At 65.9% G+C, this 17158-nt stretch carries 18 protein-coding genes; 8 read left to right on the top strand and 10 right to left on the bottom strand.

Translation table 11 applies throughout. The features are described from left to right. Positions 1-7: 7 nt before the first annotated feature. Positions 8-187 carry a CsbD family protein gene (locus AWB74_RS01115; protein WP_061145244.1) on the bottom strand — a complete coding sequence of 60 codons (180 nt, stop codon included), beginning with the start codon at positions 185-187 and terminating at the stop codon, positions 8-10. A gap of 61 nt (positions 188-248) precedes the next feature. Next, the gene (locus tag AWB74_RS01110) at positions 249-1271 is read right to left on the bottom strand and encodes a transporter (protein ID WP_061144923.1); all 1023 of its coding nucleotides are present in this window, start codon (positions 1269-1271) and stop codon (positions 249-251) included. A 265-nt stretch (positions 1272-1536) separates the two neighbouring features. Here AWB74_RS01110 and AWB74_RS01105 point away from each other — a divergent pair, with 265 nt between their 5' ends. The 3 genes from AWB74_RS01105 to AWB74_RS01095 all read left to right on the top strand — a co-directional run bounded on the left by AWB74_RS01105 (position 1537) and on the right by AWB74_RS01095 (position 2958). Further along, on the top strand, positions 1537-1878 hold the full coding sequence (locus AWB74_RS01105; RefSeq protein ID WP_061145243.1) for a hypothetical protein: 342 nt from the start codon (positions 1537-1539) through the stop codon (positions 1876-1878). Between the two features lie 65 nt (positions 1879-1943). Continuing rightward, complete coding sequence (locus tag AWB74_RS01100) at positions 1944-2375, top strand: response regulator (RefSeq protein WP_061144922.1); 432 nt, start codon at positions 1944-1946, stop codon at positions 2373-2375. Positions 2376-2682: 307 nt separating this feature from the next. Further along, entirely contained in the window at positions 2683-2958 is a 276-nt protein-coding gene (locus tag AWB74_RS01095; protein WP_061144921.1) for a hypothetical protein, read from the top strand. A gap of 108 nt (positions 2959-3066) precedes the next feature. On the opposite strand, the gene AWB74_RS01090 is transcribed toward AWB74_RS01095, so the two are convergent. Continuing rightward, entirely contained in the window at positions 3067-4026 is a 960-nt protein-coding gene (locus AWB74_RS01090; protein ID WP_061144920.1) for a chemotaxis protein, read from the bottom strand. Between the two features lie 307 nt (positions 4027-4333). Between AWB74_RS01090 and AWB74_RS01085 the strand changes: the two genes are divergently transcribed. From AWB74_RS01085 to AWB74_RS01075, 3 genes are all read left to right on the top strand, one after another. Continuing rightward, a complete protein-coding gene (locus AWB74_RS01085; protein WP_061144919.1) occupies positions 4334-4774 on the top strand; it encodes a CBS domain-containing protein in 441 nt (146 codons plus the stop codon). Positions 4775-4915: 141 nt separating this feature from the next. Further along, on the top strand, positions 4916-5920 hold the full coding sequence (locus AWB74_RS01080) for a diacylglycerol/lipid kinase family protein (protein ID WP_087038773.1): 1005 nt from the start codon (positions 4916-4918) through the stop codon (positions 5918-5920). Next, positions 5917-6762, top strand: coding sequence for a metallophosphoesterase family protein (locus AWB74_RS01075; RefSeq protein ID WP_061144918.1), 846 nt, complete (start codon positions 5917-5919; stop codon positions 6760-6762). Before AWB74_RS01080 ends, AWB74_RS01075 begins: the two co-directional genes overlap by 4 nt. Here AWB74_RS01075 and AWB74_RS01070 read toward each other — a convergent pair. After that, positions 6746-7141, bottom strand: coding sequence for a PPC domain-containing DNA-binding protein (locus AWB74_RS01070; RefSeq protein ID WP_061144917.1), 396 nt, complete (start codon positions 7139-7141; stop codon positions 6746-6748). The two genes, AWB74_RS01075 and AWB74_RS01070, sit on opposite strands and share 17 nt — an antisense overlap. A 101-nt stretch (positions 7142-7242) precedes the next feature. On the opposite strand from AWB74_RS01070, the gene AWB74_RS01065 reads away from it, so the two are divergent. Both AWB74_RS01065 and AWB74_RS01060 read left to right on the top strand, forming a co-directional pair. After that, positions 7243-7632 (top strand): MAPEG family protein, encoded by a 390-nt coding sequence (locus AWB74_RS01065; RefSeq protein ID WP_061144916.1) that lies wholly within the window; start codon positions 7243-7245, stop codon positions 7630-7632. A 16-nt stretch (positions 7633-7648) separates the two neighbouring features. After that, entirely contained in the window at positions 7649-8323 is a 675-nt protein-coding gene (locus AWB74_RS01060; protein WP_061144915.1) for an alpha/beta hydrolase, read from the top strand. Here AWB74_RS01060 and AWB74_RS01055 read toward each other — a convergent pair. From AWB74_RS01055 to AWB74_RS01035, 6 genes are all read right to left on the bottom strand, one after another. Beyond that, the gene (locus AWB74_RS01055; RefSeq protein ID WP_061145240.1) at positions 8312-9277 is read right to left on the bottom strand and encodes a nucleoside hydrolase; all 966 of its coding nucleotides are present in this window, start codon (positions 9275-9277) and stop codon (positions 8312-8314) included. The genes AWB74_RS01060 and AWB74_RS01055 overlap by 12 nt on opposite strands. Beyond that, a complete protein-coding gene (locus AWB74_RS01050; protein ID WP_061145241.1) occupies positions 9274-11286 on the bottom strand; it encodes a hybrid sensor histidine kinase/response regulator in 2013 nt (670 codons plus the stop codon). The genes AWB74_RS01055 and AWB74_RS01050 overlap by 4 nt, the downstream gene beginning before the upstream one ends. A gap of 247 nt (positions 11287-11533) precedes the next feature. After that, positions 11534-11692 (bottom strand): hypothetical protein, encoded by a 159-nt coding sequence (locus tag AWB74_RS46325; RefSeq protein ID WP_157696177.1) that lies wholly within the window; start codon positions 11690-11692, stop codon positions 11534-11536. A 158-nt stretch (positions 11693-11850) separates the two neighbouring features. Then, on the bottom strand, positions 11851-14649 hold the full coding sequence (locus tag AWB74_RS01045; RefSeq protein WP_061144914.1) for an Hsp70 family protein: 2799 nt from the start codon (positions 14647-14649) through the stop codon (positions 11851-11853). Further along, complete coding sequence (locus tag AWB74_RS01040) at positions 14650-16536, bottom strand: Hsp70 family protein (protein WP_200821906.1); 1887 nt, start codon at positions 16534-16536, stop codon at positions 14650-14652. Further along, the gene (locus AWB74_RS01035) at positions 16533-17150 is read right to left on the bottom strand and encodes a DUF2760 domain-containing protein (protein WP_061144913.1); all 618 of its coding nucleotides are present in this window, start codon (positions 17148-17150) and stop codon (positions 16533-16535) included. Before AWB74_RS01035 ends, AWB74_RS01040 begins: the two co-directional genes overlap by 4 nt. Positions 17151-17158: the final 8 nt, after the last annotated feature.

The following is a 17158-nucleotide window of genomic DNA, read 5'->3' as shown; positions in this document are numbered from 1 at the left end:
GCAGCGGTTATTTCTTCACGCGCCTGACGGCGTCGGCTGCCGCGCCGAGTTTCGCCTGCATCTTGCCCGCCATTTTCTCAGCCGTGCCGCGGATTTGCGTGCCACGGCTGCCGGTGGCCTTGCCGACGGCTTCGCGCACGATGCCTTTCATCTGGCGCGCCGTGCCTTCGATACGGTTCTTGTCCATGGTGTCCTCCGGGAGGTTATGAACCTGCTTGGACGATCGCATCGGGCGTGCCTGATTCATGCTACATATCGCGCCGGCGGCGGAATGCCCACCATCCGGCGAGCGCGGTGAAGGTGGCGACGATCACAACGAGCAGCCAGAAACCGTGATGATTTTCCGCGAACGGAATACCGCCTACGTTCATGCCGAAAAAGCCCGCGACGATGTTGATCGGCAGCGCGAGAACGGTCACGAGCGTCAGCGTGAACAGCGTGCGGTTGCTTTGCTCGCCGAGACGCGTCGAGACTTCTTCCTGCAGCAGCTTGATGCGTTCGACGAGTCCCGCGAGATCGTTGAGCACGAGCGAAAACTCTTCGGTCGCATCGCGCAGATCCTGAATGTCCTGCGAATGCAGCCAGCGCGGCGGCCGCGCCAGCAGCCGGAACACCGAACCGGGCTCGGGCGCGAGCAGGCGCTGCAGCCGCACGAGCACGCGCCGCAGGCCGCCGAGATCGGTGCGCATCGTGGCGCCGCGCATCGAGAGAAAGCGATCCTCGATGCCGTCGACCTCGACGCTCGTGCGCCGCACGATATGCACGAGCAGATCGGCCTGATCGCGCAGCAGATGCGCGAGCAGTTCGGCGGGCGAGCGGAACAGTTCGCCGCGCTTGACCGACTCGCGCAGCGAATCGACGGAACGCAAAGGCTTCAGACGCGCCGTCACGATCAGCTTCTGATGCGTGTACACCCACAGCGTCGCGATCTCCGAGGGCGTGAGCTCGAAGTTGAACATCACGTCGTTGATGACGGCGAAGAGCGCGCCTTCCTGATGCTCGAGGCGCGTCGAGTGCGAGCCCTCGTTGAGCGTGTCGAAGAACGCATCGGGCAGATCGAGGCGGCCGCGCATCCAGCGCTCGCACGAGCTGTTCGCGAGGTCGAAGTGCAGCCAGACGAATTCCTTGGACGTGTCGTCGCGCGCGAGCCATTGACTCGCGGCTTCGGCGTCGATCGGCTCGCCGGGATGATCGACATGAAAGCGATAGCCGCAGACGAGGCCGGAGAAATCAGAGCCGTAGGGCGGTCTTTGCAGGGTAGCGGGATTCATGCGGGCATTCTGTTGGCATTCTGGTAGATCGGCATATCCGCGGACGGCGCGAGGGCCGATACTCCGGACATTCGCGCGCCACGCGCTAGTGTGCCATCGGTCGCGCCCCGAATCGCGATCGTAACGCGTGAACGGGATTGAAACGATGGACCGGAACGCAGCGCCGCGCGCAAATATGACTGTCATATTGTCGGCGTATCATCGCGCCACGCAAGACGGGCGCACAGCGCCCGCGCAGGCTCGGCGCCAACATGGGGAGAAGGCAGTGGAAGACCGTGACGATCTGGATGGAGCGACGCAAACCACGGCGGGAGGGCTCATCCGGCTCACGTCGGTGATCGCCGGGCTCGCCCGCGAAGGCGCGATCGATACGCGCTTCGGCGCGAAGCTTTTCAAGCGGCTCGACAAGGAAGCGCGGCGCGTGACCATCGGCGCCGTGCCGCTCGACGAGGCGGAGCAGGCGGCGCTCGTCGGCGCGCTCGGCGAACTCGATCTCGCGTTGCGCCAGCGCGACGCGGCATCGCTCGTCGAAGCGAATGCGCGCCTGCGCGAGAGCGAAGGGGCGTCGGCGAAGCGCCGCAAGAGCAAGAAAGACAGCGACGCCTGAACGCGCGGGCAGCGAGCGGGCGCGAAACGTGCTGCGGTGCGAGCATGTGCTCTCGTCCAATGCCCATGTCCGTCAATCTGCATTCCCCTCATTGCGCGCTGTGGACGAACCGTAGCGTCGACGTCGATCACGAACAGTGGCGCATCCTCATCGTCGACGACAACGCCGATAGTGCCGAAGCACTATCGGCTGCGCTCGACTCCGACGGCTGCGACACGCGCGTCGCCTTGTCAGGCGTCGATGCGCTGCATGCGATCGATGTCTGGGTGCCGCATGTCGTCATCCTCGACATCACGATGCCCGAGCACGACGGCTACGCGACCGCGCGTGTGCTGCGGAGAATCGGCCGCACACGCGACGCGGTGATCATCGCGTTCACGGCGCTCGGCGAGGACATCGTGCGGAAAGAGGGCCTTCATTCGGGATTCGACGGCTACTGCCAGAAAGGCAATCCACCTACTGCGCTCGTCGGTCTGATCGGACGTCTTGTCCATTGAGCGTACGCATACCGTCCGAGAAACGCATGGGCGTTCGCTAAATAATTGTTCCGCCCCCGCAAAACGAACCACACCCGCCGATCGCGCGGCGCGTCCCCCAAAGCCTTCCCCAACAAGCCAAAGCAGAAAATAAGCACGATCGTGCAGCCAGCGATTGTTGGCCCACGACGAAAAGTGAATTGAAATTTATGGAGATAAAAAAGCAATAGTAGGGGTATACACTGCGCTTCATCGACGTAGCAGACAGTTTCTCGCAATACCGCTGCGGCGCTTTCTGATTGAACGTCAACCGTCTTTGGAGCACACCATGAAACGCAACCTTCTCGCTACTCTCCTGATCGCCGCTTCCGCCACGCTCGCCGCACCCGCTTTCGCGAGCGGCTACGGTCCGGCTCCGTCCTACCGTCCGGCTGTCGGCGCGCCGTCGTCGCAGCAAGGCCCGAGCGCACAGACGTTCGCCGCCGAAGAAAACGCCCACGCGGTGAACACGACCGCATTCGGCGGTTCGCGTGACAGCGTTGCTCAATCGGGCAGCCGCACGCAATCCGCCAACAAGTCGCAATCGGTCTTCTTCGGTCAATAACCGGTTCGGCTTGCCCGGCTCATCCGCCGGGCGCATCGGCTGAAAGATTGCTTCGGCGTCCGCTGGCACAGACTCAAAAGGTCCGTGTCACCGGGCGCCGATCGTTTTTCAGGCGGCGTGCGCAAGCGCGCCGCGCATCACGTTCGCGAGCTCCGACGCCTCGAACTTCGACACATACGCATTCGCCCCGACCTTGCGCACATGCTGCTCGTTCGCCGATCCCGACAACGACGAGTGAATCACGACCGGAATGTGCATCAGCCCCGTTTCCGCCTTGATGCGGCGCGTGAGCGTGAAGCCATCCATTTCGGGCATTTCCAGGTCCGTGAGCACGAGCGCGATGTGATCCGCGACTTCGGTGCCTTCTTTCTGCGCTTTCTTCAGCGCCGACTCCAGCACGTCCCACGCTTCTTGACCGGTCTTGGTCATCACGAAAGGCACGCCCATCGCGGTCAGACTTTGTTCGATGAGCGCCCGCGCGACGCCCGAATCGTCCGCCGCGAGCACCCGCGCGCCCGGCTTTAGTTGCAGGCGGCCGGTGTTCGCCTCGGTGATGTCGGCTTCCCGCGAAGGCAGCACGTCGCGCACGATGCGCTCGACATCGAGCACCTGCGCGAGACGCGAACCGTCGACGTTGCCGTCCAGACGCGCGAAGCTCGTTACGGTCTTGCCGCCCGAGTGCGATTCCGCCGAGAGCACCTGATTCCATTCGAGCCGCACGATATCGTCGACTTCTTCGACCGCGAAGCCTTGCGTCGTGCGGGCGAATTCGGTGACGAGCAGAATCTTCGGACCGTTCTTCGGCCGGCAACCGGTGATGCGCGCGAGATCGATCACGGGAATGATCTGCCCGCGGATATCCGCGACGCCCAGAATCTCTTCGTTCGATCCGGCGACCGCCGTGATCGTCGGCATGGCGAGAATTTCGCGCACCTTGAAGACGTTGATGCCGTAGAGTTCCCGCTGCTCCGAGCCCGGCGCCTCGCCGAGCCTGAACAGGAGCAACTCGAACATGTTGCTGCCCGCGAGCCGCACGCGCTGCTCGATATCCTGTTGTGAACTGCTCACCTCGTTCTCCCTCTAAGCGGTGCGTCGCGCCGCGTTGCTTTGGTGTATTGCTGACTTGAGCGATGACTTTCCGCCGAATGCCTGATTAGCGGCATTTATCGGCGAAACTGAAGGCGTGCAGAATGACGTGAGCTTGACGAAACGCGGCGTGTGCCGCACTTGCGCGCGGCGCCGTTGATCTATACTTTTTTCGAATGGTCGGGTTAATGCCGATGAAGGCATCGGGCGCGAGGCCTTACGCTCGACGCTGCAGCACAACCCGTCGCCCAGGCGCAACAACGTTTCCCGCATACAACGGAGGCGCTCGATGGCAACAGTCGCACAGGTACTGAACTCGAAACCCGACCAGACGGTCTTTACCGTTCCCGCCACGGCGTCGGTCTTCGATGCAATCAAGCTGATGGCCGACAAGCATATCGGCGCGGTGATCGTCACCGAGGGCGACGAGATCGTGGGCATCATGACCGAGCGCGACTATGCGCGCAAAGTCGTGCTGATGGACCGCGCGTCGAAACAGACGCCCGTGCGCGACATCATGACCTCGCACGTGCGCTACGTGCGCCCCGATCAAACCACCGACGACTGCATGGCGCTCATGACCGACAAGCGCATGCGCCACCTGCCGGTGATCGACGACGGCAAGCTCGTCGGCATGATCTCCATCGGCGATCTGGTGAAGAACATCATCTCCGAGCAGCAGTTCACCATCCAGCAACTGGAGTACTACATTCGCGGCGAGCACACGTAAGCCTCGGCGAGGCATGCGGCGTCCGGCTGGCGTTCTTGACGTTCTGATTGTAAGCATTTCGTTATAATCGGCAGGCCCGTGTACGCGCACGGGCCCGGCCCGGCGTGTGTCCGCACGCGGGCAACCGATGGAGCGCCGCCGATGACTCCGACCGCCACATCCGCTGCATTCGCCTCAGCCGCCGAAACCGGACGGACGCTCGCCGCCGACGCGCCGTTCTTCATCGTGATGAACGCGGGCTCGGGCCGCCGCCAGTCCGACGCGACGCGCACCGTGCTCGAGCGCGAGCTCGGCGCGGCGGGCCGGCGCTTCGATCTGCGTATCGTTGACGATCCGCGCAGGCTCGCGAGCGTCGCGCGCGACGCGGCCGCGGCGGCATGCGCGCAGGAAGGCGTGCTCGTCGGTGCGGGCGGCGACGGCACTTTGTGCGCCGTCGCGCAGGCCGCGCACGAGGCGGGCTGCCCGTTCGCGGTGCTGCCGCGCGGCACGTTCAACTATTTCAGCCGCGATCACGGCATTCCCGCCGATCCCGAACAATCGACGAAGCTTCTGCTCGACGCGCGCGCCTGGCCGGTGCAAGTGGGCTTCGTCAACGAGCGCATGTTTCTCGTCAACGCGAGTCTCGGGCTTTATCCTCGATTGCTTGAAGACCGCGAAATCTACAAGCGGCAATTCGGCCGCAGCCGGCTCGTCGCGCTGTGGTCGGCGTTGTCCACGCTGCTGAAGCCGCATCGGCATTTGCGCCTTCATATCGAGCACGAGGGCAGCACGACCGAGATTCGCTCGTCGACGCTCTTCGTCGGCAACAACCGGCTGCAGATGGAGCAGATCGGCATGCCGGACGAGGCGCGCGCGCTGGAACGGGGTTTGCTCGTGGCGATTGCGCCGCGTCCGGTGGGACGCCTCATGCATCTGTGGCTGTCGCTGCATGGCGCGGCGGGACGGCTGTCCGATTCGGATCACGTCGTGAGCTTCACGTTCGGGCGCATCACGGTGATGCATCCGTCGAAGAAGCGGAAAAGGATCAAGATCGCGACCGATGGCGAGATTGCGAGGCTGCCCATGCCGCTAGAATTCCGCGTTTCCGACAAGCCGCTTCTCCTGCTCAAGCCCGAGCCGGCGGTGGCGGAAGCCAATCGCTCATGATTGTGTTGCTGCAGATTTCCGATACACACTTCGGCACCGAACGCCCGCAGGTCGTCGCGGCGCTGTTGCGTCTCGCCGAAGCGCTCGCGCCCGATCTCGTCGTGCTCTCGGGCGATATCACGCAGCGCGCGCGCAGGTCCCAGTTTGCGGCGGCGCGGGCCTTCGTCGATGCGCTCGGCGCGACGCCCGCGCTCGTCGTTCCCGGCAATCACGACATTCCGCTTTTCAATCCGCTCGCGCGGCTTTGCTATCCGTACGCGAATCATCAGCGCGTGTTCGGCCCGGATCTGGAGCCGTCGTTCGAATCGCCGGAAATGCTGGTGCTCGGCGTGAACACGACACGGGCGTATCGCCACAAAAACGGCGAAGTATCGATGCAGCAGATCAGGTGCATCGCCGCGCGTCTGGAGACGGCGAGCGCGGCGCAATTGCGCGTGGTGATCACGCATCAGCCGGTGGCCGTCACGCGTGCGCAGGACGAGAAGAACCTGCTGCACGGCCGCGAGCGCGCGGTGCAGCGCTGGGCGCGCGCGGGCGCGGATCTGATTCTCGGCGGCCATATTCATCTTCCTTACGTACTGCCGCTGCACGATACCTACGCGGGCCTCGCGCGCCGCATGTGGGCGGTGCAGGCAGGCACGGCGCTGTCGTCGCGCACGCGCGGGACCATCGACAATTCGGTGAACGTGATCCGCCATGACGCGCATGCGGGCGGCGCGCGGCAAACCACGGTCGAGCGCTGGGATTTTTCGGAGACGAGCGGGGCGTTCGAACAGATCGCGCGGCACGAGCTGGCGCTCGACGGCGCCACGCCGCCCGTGGCCGTCACGTTGCCCGGATGACGAGTTCGGCGAAGCCCGTGGCGGCGTCGTGCTCACGCGTGTAACGCTCGCCGGGCAGATTCACGACGATGATTTCCGCCGTCGTGCGCACGATGCAGCCCGGCGCGACGTGACCGCCGATGACGCGGCCGTCGGCATCGGCGACGCTCATATGCAGATGCGGCCCTTGCGCGGACAATGTGCCCGCGAGCGTCAGGATTTCGAGGTCGCCGCGCAGCTCGGATGCCTCGTCGCGGCCCGCGTAGCGAATCTGCGCGACGCTCAGGCTGCCGACGCCCTGAAGCACGTAAGCCGCGGAAAGGCCGCGCGCACGGAAAGCGTGATCGAGCGCGGCGCGCAGATCGTCGCCGGGTGAGAGGCGCAGGGTGATCGCAAGCATGGAATAAGGGCGGGAGACGGATTGTCCAAAGACTACACGCTCACGGCGCGTGGTGGCATCATGGGCGCGGCCCGACGAGTGCAACGTTTCATGGAGATACCATGAGTTTCGAACTGACGATGCTGGCCTGGACGCTCGTGCTCGCGCTGGTGCAAGTGTTGCTGCCAGCCGTGGTGCGCAATCGCGAAGTCGGCCTCAAATATCAGGCCGGTCCGCGCGATGCCGCTACGGCGCCGCCCAGCAGGCTCTCCGGCCGGCTGATGCGCGCGCAGGCCAATCTGTTCGAGACGCTGCCGATTTTTGCCATCGCGGTGCTGATCGTGCATGTGGCGGGACGCGAAAACGCGCTCACGCATGCCGGCGCGCTGACGTATTTCGTCGCGCGCCTCGTGTACGTGCCGCTTTACGCGGCGGGCGTGCCGTTCGTGCGCTCGCTCGTGTGGCTGGCCTCGGTCGTCGGCATCGTGCAGATTCTCGTTCCCATCATCTGACAAGGAGTGACGGGCAATGACCGATCAACCTTCGACCGTCGAGATCGAAACCGCGCCGAATCCCGAATTCGCCGTGATCCTGATGCACGGCCTCGGCGCCGACGCCAACGACTTCGTGCCGCTCGTGCCCGAATTGCGTCTCGCGGATGCGCCCGCCATCCGCTTCGTGTTTCCGAACGCGCCCGAGATCGCCGTCACGGCGAACAACGGCTACGTGATGCGCGCGTGGTACGACATTCTGTCCTTCGAGGGCATCAACCGGCGCGTGGACGAGGCGGGCATTCAGGCTTCGGTGGTGCGCGTGCGTGCGCTCATCGCTGAGCAGAACGCGCGCGGCATTCCCAGCGAGCGCATTTTCATCGCGGGTTTTTCGCAGGGCGGCGCGATGACGTATCACGCGGGCCTCACGCATCCGGAGAAGCTCGCGGGGCTGATCGTGCTGTCGGGCTACATTCCGTCCGAAGGGCTCGTCGATGAATCGCTCTCCGACGCGAATCGCTCGATTTCGATCTTCGCCGCGCACGGCACGGTCGACGATGTGCTCAACGTGAGCCTCGGCGAGCAGGCGGTGGAGTTCGCGCGTCAGCAGGGCTGCGATGTCGAATGGCACGCGTATCCGATGCCGCATTCGGTGTGCATGGAGGAAGTCGAGGCGCTGCGCGACTGGCTCGGCGCGCGCTTAGCTCGTTAACGTTCGCGCGAATAAATCGAGCACAGCGTCCGCATCCACGCCGATGCACGCATCGCAGGCCGGCCGCGTGTCCCAGTCGGGTGCGGGCGTGTCCGTGCGCATCGACGCGGGCTTTTGTATCGTGAGGCCCGCCGCGATGCCATCGGTCAGCACGCGCACCGGGCCGCTGCGCGTCGTGTAAAGCTCGCGCGCGACGACGAACGCCGCCGCCGAGTAGTCGTGCGCGTAGATGCCCCGGCTCATGCCGTCGTTTGCATGGAAACGCTCGTAAAAGCGCGACACGTCCCACACGAAGCGGCCCGCATCGCCCGCGCGGTCGCGCAGCGAGGCCAGAAACGCGGTCGTCATCACGGTTTCGTGCGTGACGTCGAGTCCGACGATCGACACTTTCCACGGCGCGCCGAAGACGATATCGGCGGCGTCAGGGTCGGCGTGCATGTTCGCTTCGGCGGCGGGCGTCGCGTTGCCGAGCGTGCCGTTGATGCCGAACGCGCCGCCCATCACGACGACTTCGCGCACGAGCGCCGCGATGTCCGGCGCTTCCTGCAAGGCGAGCGCGAGATTGGTCATCGGCCCGACCGCGAGCAGGGTGATTTCACCGGGATGCGCCCGCACCGCGTCGATCATGAAGCGATGCGCCGCGCGACCGTCTTCGGGCTTGTCGACATGGCCGATCCGCTCGATATCGCCGAGCGCGTCGTGGCCGTGGATGTGCGAAATCGGCTCCGGCGCCGGGCACTTCAACGGCGCCGCCGCGCCGCGCGCGACCGGCACGTGCGGCGCGAAGCGCGACGCGAGATAGCGCGCGTTTTTCGACGTCGTGTCGATATCGGCATTGCCGAACACGCTCGTGATGCCCACGAGCTCGATCGCCGGATGTCGCGCCAGAAACACGAGCGCGATGGCGTCGTCGATACCGGGATCGGTGTCGTAGATGATGCGGTGCTTCGTCATGCCGTCGCCACCGCGCACTCTCCCGCGATCAGCGTCACCATTTCGCGCCGCAATTCGGCAGGGCTCACGGGCTTCGACAGCACGTCGTGGTCGCACGCGAGCGGCACGATCGTCGCGGACGGCTCGCCCGTCACAACGAGGCAAGGGCAGGGTCGCCCGAGCTTGCGCGCGCTCAGCATGGCGACTTCGCGCGCGGTCTTGAAGTCGCGCAGCCGGTAATCGGTGATGATCAGATCGGGGAAGCGCTCGATGGTCGCGAGAATCTCCTCGTATTCCTCGAAGGTCGCGGCGGAGTCGTAGAGCACGCCCCATTGCGAAAGCAGCGCTTCGGTGGATGCGCGCACGAGGCCGTCGTCCTCCACGAGCAGCACGTAGCGCCCGCTGAGTTGCGCAGCCTCGGCCGCTTCCGAACGCGCGGGCGCGCGGCCGGACGGCTGATCCAGCGACGGCCCGCACAGCGGCATTTCCAGCGAAAAGCGCGAGCCGCGCCCTTCGGTGGATTTGAGCTCGATGCGGTGCTGATCCAGCATCGATATCACCGCATTGACGATCGACAGCCCCAACCCGAGGCCCTTGTCGCGATCCTGCTCGGGATTGTCGACCTGAAAGAACGGCTGGAAGATCGCGTCGAAATAATCGGCCGGAATGCCGATGCCGTTATCCAGCACGTCGATGCGCGCGCGCGTTGGCGAGCGCACTACGCCGATGATCACCGTCGGCTTCGACGCCTTGCTCGTGTCCGCGTACTTGATGCCGTTCGACACGAGATTGGCGACCGCGCGACCGAGCCAGTGCGCGTCGCTCCTCACGCAGACGACTTCCTCCTTCGGCAGTCGCAGCCGCAATTCGACGCCGCGGCTCGACGCGAACGGGCGCAACTGCTCGGCCGCTTCCTCGACGATGCCGCGCACGTCGAACACGTGATAACGCGGCACGACGCGCCCCGATTCCAGCCGCGACAGATCGAGCACGGCGTTCAGCAGGCGCGCGAGGATCACGGACGAGCGTCCGCATTCGTTGATGAGCCGCTCGGCCTGATCGAACTCGCCGTTGCGGATGGCTTCGGCGGCGGCCTGCAGGAACAGGTTGAGCGCGTGCATCGGCTGGCGCAGATCGTGGGTCGCGGCGGCGAGAAAGTTGGACTTGTCGCGGCTCGCGGTCTGCGCGGCGATCATCTGCTGCTCGCGCAGCGCGAGGAGCGCGTTGGTTTTGTTCTCCTGATCCTTCTTCGACACTTCCAGTTCGCGGTTCTTGCGGCCGAGCGAGACATTCGCGGTGCGCAGCTCGTCGTTGAGCGACGCGAGCGCGCGCTCCGAGCTATAGCGTTCGCGCGACACGCGTTCGGCGTGCGTGCAGACGCCGTGCCCCACGACCACGACGTTGAACATATAGAAGAGGCCGGCGAAGAAGTCTTCCGTGTTCAGCAGATGAAAACCCGTCTGCACGACGATGATCGATCCCAGCGTGATGATCCCGGCCGTCAGCGCGACGCGCGAGCGCAGGTAGAAGAAGCTGAACTGGAAGAACAGCGCGAGACACAGCCCGATGAAATGCTGCGTGTAGTTATAGGGCGCGGGCGTGATCGCCACCAGCGCGAGGATCAGGCACAGGAGGCCGTAGATGCCCGTGAGAATGATGCGCTGCGAGCTCGCGTGCGAGCGGAACGACGGCCGCAGCACCAGCACGCCGACGAAAAACAGCAGCGCGATGCCCGCGAAGCGCACGGCGAGGATGGTCGGAAGGCGCGAATCGAGCGCCTGATTGCCGCGCGCGAAGCTGAAATCCCACCAGAGAAAGCATGTCCAGATGGCGAGCGCGAGCAGCGTCGATGCGCGCCGGAACGCGCAGAAGCGCTGGCTGTGGTCTTCGAGAAACTGCGCTTCCAGCGCGGCGTCGGAGAACGGCGCCGGAATCGAGAGATTGCGCACCAGGCTCGTGCCGGCCTCACGGGCGGCCGCGAACAGAATCCCTGGGGTGCGTGCACCGGCGGCGCGTTGGGGTACGGCCATCTTCATGCTCGCTTGCGGATACGGGATATCTACTTTAGGCCAATGCGGTCATACCAATACGCCTTTTTTTAGCAATCCGCCGTTAAAGCCGGAAATTATTGCGTCTATTCGGCGTGTTTCCGGCGACAGGCGGCGAGGCGGGAGGGGGAAGGGAAGGAAGCCGAACGGCGAGCGTCTCGTATTCGCTCGCCGCTTCGAAGGACAGCCATTTCGAATGCCCCCCGCGCGATGACGAGGGCAGCCTTGCTCAGGATTTCGGTTTGGCCTTGGTGGTGCGCTTCGTGACCTGCATTTCCTTCGCGCCTGCAGCCTTCGCGGGCGATGCCTTGCTGCCGGCCGTTTTCTTGCGGCTCGACATTTCCGTTTCAGCGGGTTGGCTCGCTTGAGCCTTGCGTGGGGATGGCATGCTGACCTCCTTCAGTGCGTGTCCATATGGACACACTGATAACCATAGGATGCAGCCAGCCCGTATTCAAGACGCGTGCGGCCTGCCCGCAACGCATCGGCCGTAAAAACTTCTGAGAGCGAAGCATTTCGATGAAATGTCGATGCATGTCGACGCCTTCAGCCGATGAGCTTCAGCCCCGCCGGCAGCGTTTCGCCGAACACGCGGCCGACGTCCGCGCGATCGAGTTCGACAGTCTCGCGCACCATCGCGGTCCACGCCGCTGCCGCGCCCATCGTTTCCAGGCGCTGGACCACGGCGGCGCGCGCATCGTCGGGCAGGTCGCGCGAGCGGTCGCCGGTCATGCGGGCGATCTGCACGGCGGCGAACGCGGCGGGATCGATCTTTTTCCAGTCGAGCGCGAGGATCGCATCGAGCCAGGCGACGGCGATATCCGGCGGCACGACACCGTGCGCGCTGCCGTAGAAGGGCGCACGCGCGCCGATACGCCCGAGCGCCCACCAGCTCTGCACGCTCTCGGAAGGCTTTTTGAGGCGCGTGAGCAGCCACTCGCCGACCTCGATCTTGCGTTCGACCGGCACGCGCTCCAGCGACGCCGCGAGCCGCACCATGTCTTCGTAGCCCGCGCGCGCCGCGCCCGCGGCCTTGCGATAGCGGCTGGTTCCCGGCGGCTGGAGCACGAAAGCCATGTCGTCCAGAAGCCGCAACTGCGCCGCTTCGGGCAGGCCGCCCGCCGCGCGGCGCCAGAGCGTCCACCATTCGGACCAGATCTGGCTTTCGCTGCTGTACTGGATGCCCTGATCGAAGAGCGTCCACAACTGCTCGACGCGCCATTCGTCGAGCGGATGACCGAAGCCCGGCCGCATGCAGTAGCCCGCGAGATTGAGCCACAGGCGCTCGTGATCGGCGCTGCGGCGGCGTTTCTTCGCGCGTTCGAACAGCGCGCCGAACAGCTCGCGCAAGAGCGCGATGTCCCATGTATCGCGCGCGCCGAGCGTCTGTTCGAGCTGCGCGCGCAGGCGTTTGACTTCCTTCGGGCCGACGTCGTGCGACTTCGCGCCGAACGTGCGGTCGATCAGTTCGATGGCCTTCGGCAGCGCCGGATGCGTTTCAGGCACGGCGTCGTCGCTGTCGGGCGCTTCGCGACGCAACTGGAACTCCAGCAGCCAGCGCTGCTTCGGATCGTCGACGGCGATGCAATGCATTTCCAGCGTGCCGATTTCCGTCAGCGACGTCGTCAGTTGCACGGGCGTTTCGCGGGCTTTGCCCTTGTCGGCGGCGCGTGGATCGACGACCGTCGCGATCGGCGGCAAGCGGACGAAATCGCCCGATGCCGCCGCGAGGTCCGCGAGTTCGCCCGCCTTGTACGCGGTCTCCGCGACCGATGACGCCAGGTGAAAGCGCACCGGCGCGCCGAGCGTGAGCGCGAAAGTGCGGTCCGCGAGATGGATCGCCTGGCCTTCTTCGGTGCCGCGCGGCAGCACGCAGACGCCGCGCGTCGCGTTCACATCGTCTTCGAGCAGCAGGAAGAAGCTGCGCGCCGAGCCGCCGCCGATCTTCGGCGCTTGGCCCGCGCGCGCGAGCGCATAGGCGACCGCGCCGCGCGCGACAGCGACATCGGGATTACCGTTCGCGAGCACGTTGACGGCTTCGCCGCGCCATCCGGACAACGTATCGGCGATGCGGCGCGCGAGCGGGGCGGCGCGAAACACGCCGCCGTTCAGCAGCAAGGTGTCCGGAATGGCGAGCGTATCGGCGTTCGCGTCGAGCGCTTTTCTCGCCTCGCCCGCGTGCTGGCCGAGAAACGCCGCGATATGCCGGGTGATGGCCGCATCGCTTGCATAAGGCAGCCCGAATTCGACGATGCCGCCACGCGCGCGCGTCGGCCGGTCGCTCGCGGACACCATCGGAAAGAAGCCTTCGACGATGATCTGCTCGATTTCGTCGCGCCTGACATCGGTCGAGCGCGCGCCGCCAATGAGCTTCGACCCCGCGCCGAGCAGCGTGATCGACGTGGAGGCGGGCGCATTTTCGCCGAGCAGTTGCTCCTTCGCGGTGCGGCAGCGCTCGACCAGTTGCGACAGACGCGCGGCGGACAGGCGCGTATCGCCGTCCGCGAGCCGCTTTTCGACGAGATGCGCGAGCGCGAGGTCCATGTTGTCGCCGCCGAGCATCAGATGGTTGCCCACGCCGATGCGCGTCAGTTCGGGCTCGCCGTCCTTCATCGCCACTTGAATGAGCGTGAGGTCGGTCGTGCCGCCGCCGACATCGACGATCAGCACGAGGCGCGTCGCGGCGAGCTCACGCCCAAGCGTCGCGCGATGATGAAACAGCCAGTCGTAAAACGCGGCCTGCGGTTCCTCGAGCAGCCGCAGCGTTTCGAGTCCCGCCATGCGCGCCGCTTCGAGCGTGAGGGCGCGCGCGCCTTCGTCGAAGGAAGCGGGCACGGTCAGCACGACGTCCTGCGCGTCCAGCGGCGCGTCCGGAAAGCGCTCGTTCCACGCGGCGTGCACGTGCGCCAGATAGCTCGCGCTGGCGATCACGGGCGAGATTTTTTCGACGTCGTCGCCCGCGCCCCACGGGAGAATCGGCGCGAGACGATCGACGGCCGCATGCGACAACCAGCTCTTCGCGCTCGACACGAGCCGTCCGGGCACCTGCGCGCCCAGCGTCCGCGCGAACCGGCCGATGACGGCGGGCGCTTCCATCTCGCCCCACGGCAGTTGCAGATCTTCGGATTTCAGTTCGCCCGGCGCGAAGTGATAGCGCAACGACGGCAAAAGCGGCAGCGCAGCGACCTCGCCCGCGCCGACGAGCTGCTCGATCTCGAACACGCGGATATCGTTCGAGCCGGTTTCCGCATAAGCGACGACGGTATTGCTCGTCCCCAGATCGATGCCGACGCTGTACCGCGCGCCCGCCGCCTCGCTTGATGCCTTCTTCTTGCGGGTGGACACTTACAGGCCCATGCCCTGATCCGCACTGACGCCGCCGCGCACGTCGAATTCGACCTTCCAGCGCTCGGACGAGCCGCGCGGAATCGCTTCGAGTTCGAGCGTGCCCGCTTCGGTCACGCGCGCGTGCAGCTTGACGGGCACGACTTCGCCCGGCGTGCGGCCTTCGGGCGGCAGCGATGCCTCGATCTCTTCGAGCTCCTGCAATTCGTCCGGCTGCCAGTATTCGAGCAGCGTGCCGACCTGATCCTGACGCCGCACCGACGAGCCGAAGAAGCGGAAATGCACCGGCTCGCCGACGACGAGCCCGAATTCCTGCGCGGGCAAGGGGGCGTCGGTGCCTTCTTCCATGCCGAACGGCGCGACGCACAGCGCCTGCACGGGCGGCTCCAGTCCGGGGACGGCGGGCATCGCCGATTCGACCGCGACGTAGTACGCGCGCGCCGTGCCGCCGCGGATACGCACGCCCTTGCCGCGCCGCACGTAGCCGTAATAGGCCGCGCCGCGCGCGACGGCGAGATCGAGATCCGCGCCTTCGAGCAGGCGCGCGGGCGGCGCGTTCTCGGCGGCGAGCCATGCGTTCAGCGTCGTCATCACGCGCTCGACGAGCAGCGGCGACTTGAACACGCCGCCGTTGAACAGCACGACGGTCGGATGCAGCAGCGTCGCGCCTTGCGGTGCCTGATGCTGAAGCCCTTCGACTTCCGCGAGCGCATTCACCTGACGCCCAAGGAACGCGGCGAGATGGCGCGTGACGGCGGCATCCTGCGCGTACGGCAGACCGAGTTGCGTCAGGCCGACGCGGGCGCGTGAAACCGGCCGCGCCGCGGCATCGACTTGCGGGAAAAAGCCTTCGAGCAGAATCTGCGTGAGCTCCGCGCGCGTGAGTTCGGTGCGCAGCGACCCGCCGATCAGCTTCGAGCCACGGCTCGGCACGACGAGCGGCACGGCGTCGGCGGACGGATCGGAGAGCAGCGTTTCCTTGGCCGAACGGCACGCGTAGGTGAGCGCGCGCAACTGCCACGGATCGGGCTGCGTGCCGGCCGCGGCGAGCTTGCGCGCGACGGTGTGCGCGAGCGCGAGATCCATGTTGTCGCCGCCGAGCAGGATATGCTCGCCGACCGCGACGCGATGCAGCTCCAGATTCCCTTCGCGCTCGACGACCGCGATCAGCGACAAGTCGGTCGTGCCCCCGCCGACATCGACGACGAGAATCACATCGCCCACTTTGACCTGCTTGCGCCAGCCGCCGCCCGACTTCTGAATCCAGCTGTAGAGCGCGGCCTGCGGCTCTTCGAGCAGCGTCATGCGCGTGTAGCCGGCAGCGGCCGCCGCTTCGGCGGTGAGTTCGCGCGCGGCGGGATCGAAGGACGCGGGAATCGTCACGGTGACGTCCTGCTGATCGAACGGCGCATCCGGATGCGCGTGATTCCACGCCTCGCGCAGGTGCGTCAGATAGCGCACCGAGCTTTCCATCGGCGACACGCGCTCGACTTCCTCGGGCGCATCGGACGGCAGAATCGCCGCGCGGCGATCGACGCCCGGATGGCACAGCCAGCTTTTCGCGCTGGAGACGAGGCGGATCGGCGTGCCCGCGCCACGCGTACGCGCCAGTTCGCCGACGATGAACTTGCGCTCCTGCGTCCACGGCAGCGTCAGATCGCCGGGCGCGAGCTCGTTTTCATGCGGCAGATAGAGAAACGAAGGCAGCAGATCGCGTTCTTCGGCGGCGCCGGGCGCGGTCAGTTGCGCGACGGGGAGCACGCCTTGCGCGGTCTTTTCGCCGTCGCTCGCGCTCATGTCGACATAGGACAGCGCGCAATGCGTCGTGCCGAGATCGACGCCGATCGAATAGCGCGCCTGGTTTTCGTTCGAGTTGATATCGCTCACAGTTCCACCTCCGCCGGCGCGACGATGCTCGCATCATGGGACGGCGCGAGCTTCGGCAGGCGCGTGTCTTCGACCTTCCATCCGCGATGGCTGATGCTGCCCGAAAAGGGCGGCTTGCCGACGACATTGCCCGTCAGGCGCACTGCGGCTGCATCGAAACCTTCCTGCAGCGTGACGCGGGTGCCTTCGGCTTCGCCGCGCACCGGCTTGATCGAAAAATGCTCGCGCAGCACCGCGCGGCAGCCGTCGTGCACGAGGCGGGCGGCCGCGCCTATATCGGCGTCGCTGTATTTGGCGATGTCTTCTTCGACGAAATCGATGAAACGCGCGTCGCGCTGCAAGAGACCGAGCAGTTGCAGCGCGGCGACCGGGCTCGCTTCCTTCAGCGCCGATGGCGCGGGTTGCACGGGCGCGGCGGCGGGCTTGGGCGGTTGCGGCGCTTTCGGTGCTTGCGGCGCGGCTTCGGGCGAGACTTCAGGGGCGGCTTCGGGCGCGAGCGGCGCTTCGCGCAGCCGCTGCACGCGGCCCGCGAACGCCGCATTGCCCAGAATGCCGAAGAAGGCGCCGAAGGCGATGCCTATCCTGCCGAAAAAGCCTGGATTCATGTCGGTCATGTGATGCT

It is taken from the genome of Caballeronia arvi (assembly GCF_001544695.2).
GTDB lineage: Bacteria > Pseudomonadota > Gammaproteobacteria > Burkholderiales > Burkholderiaceae > Caballeronia > Caballeronia arvi.
This window is presented reverse-complemented; position numbering and strand designations above follow the sequence as displayed.

Excerpts from the sequence above, each read along its gene's own strand:
- AWB74_RS01115 (WP_061145244.1), bottom strand. The coding sequence starts at position 187 with ATGGACAAGAACCGTATCGAAGGCACGGCGCGCCAGATGAAAGGCATC.
- AWB74_RS01110 (WP_061144923.1), bottom strand. The coding sequence starts at position 1,271 with ATGAATCCCGCTACCCTGCAAAGACCGCCCTACGGCTCTGATTTCTCC.
- AWB74_RS01100 (WP_061144922.1), top strand. The coding sequence starts at position 1,944 with ATGTCCGTCAATCTGCATTCCCCTCATTGCGCGCTGTGGACGAACCGT.
- AWB74_RS01095 (WP_061144921.1), top strand. The coding sequence starts at position 2,683 with ATGAAACGCAACCTTCTCGCTACTCTCCTGATCGCCGCTTCCGCCACG.
- AWB74_RS01085 (WP_061144919.1), top strand. The coding sequence starts at position 4,334 with ATGGCAACAGTCGCACAGGTACTGAACTCGAAACCCGACCAGACGGTC.
- AWB74_RS01080 (WP_087038773.1), top strand. The coding sequence starts at position 4,916 with ATGACTCCGACCGCCACATCCGCTGCATTCGCCTCAGCCGCCGAAACC.
- AWB74_RS01075 (WP_061144918.1), top strand. The coding sequence starts at position 5,917 with ATGATTGTGTTGCTGCAGATTTCCGATACACACTTCGGCACCGAACGC.
- AWB74_RS01070 (WP_061144917.1), bottom strand. The coding sequence starts at position 7,141 with ATGCTTGCGATCACCCTGCGCCTCTCACCCGGCGACGATCTGCGCGCC.
- AWB74_RS01065 (WP_061144916.1), top strand. The coding sequence starts at position 7,243 with ATGAGTTTCGAACTGACGATGCTGGCCTGGACGCTCGTGCTCGCGCTG.
- AWB74_RS01060 (WP_061144915.1), top strand. The coding sequence starts at position 7,649 with ATGACCGATCAACCTTCGACCGTCGAGATCGAAACCGCGCCGAATCCC.
- AWB74_RS01055 (WP_061145240.1), bottom strand. The coding sequence starts at position 9,277 with ATGACGAAGCACCGCATCATCTACGACACCGATCCCGGTATCGACGAC.
- AWB74_RS01050 (WP_061145241.1), bottom strand. The coding sequence starts at position 11,286 with ATGGCCGTACCCCAACGCGCCGCCGGTGCACGCACCCCAGGGATTCTG.
- AWB74_RS46325 (WP_157696177.1), bottom strand. The coding sequence starts at position 11,692 with ATGCCATCCCCACGCAAGGCTCAAGCGAGCCAACCCGCTGAAACGGAA.
- AWB74_RS01035 (WP_061144913.1), bottom strand. The coding sequence starts at position 17,150 with ATGACCGACATGAATCCAGGCTTTTTCGGCAGGATAGGCATCGCCTTC.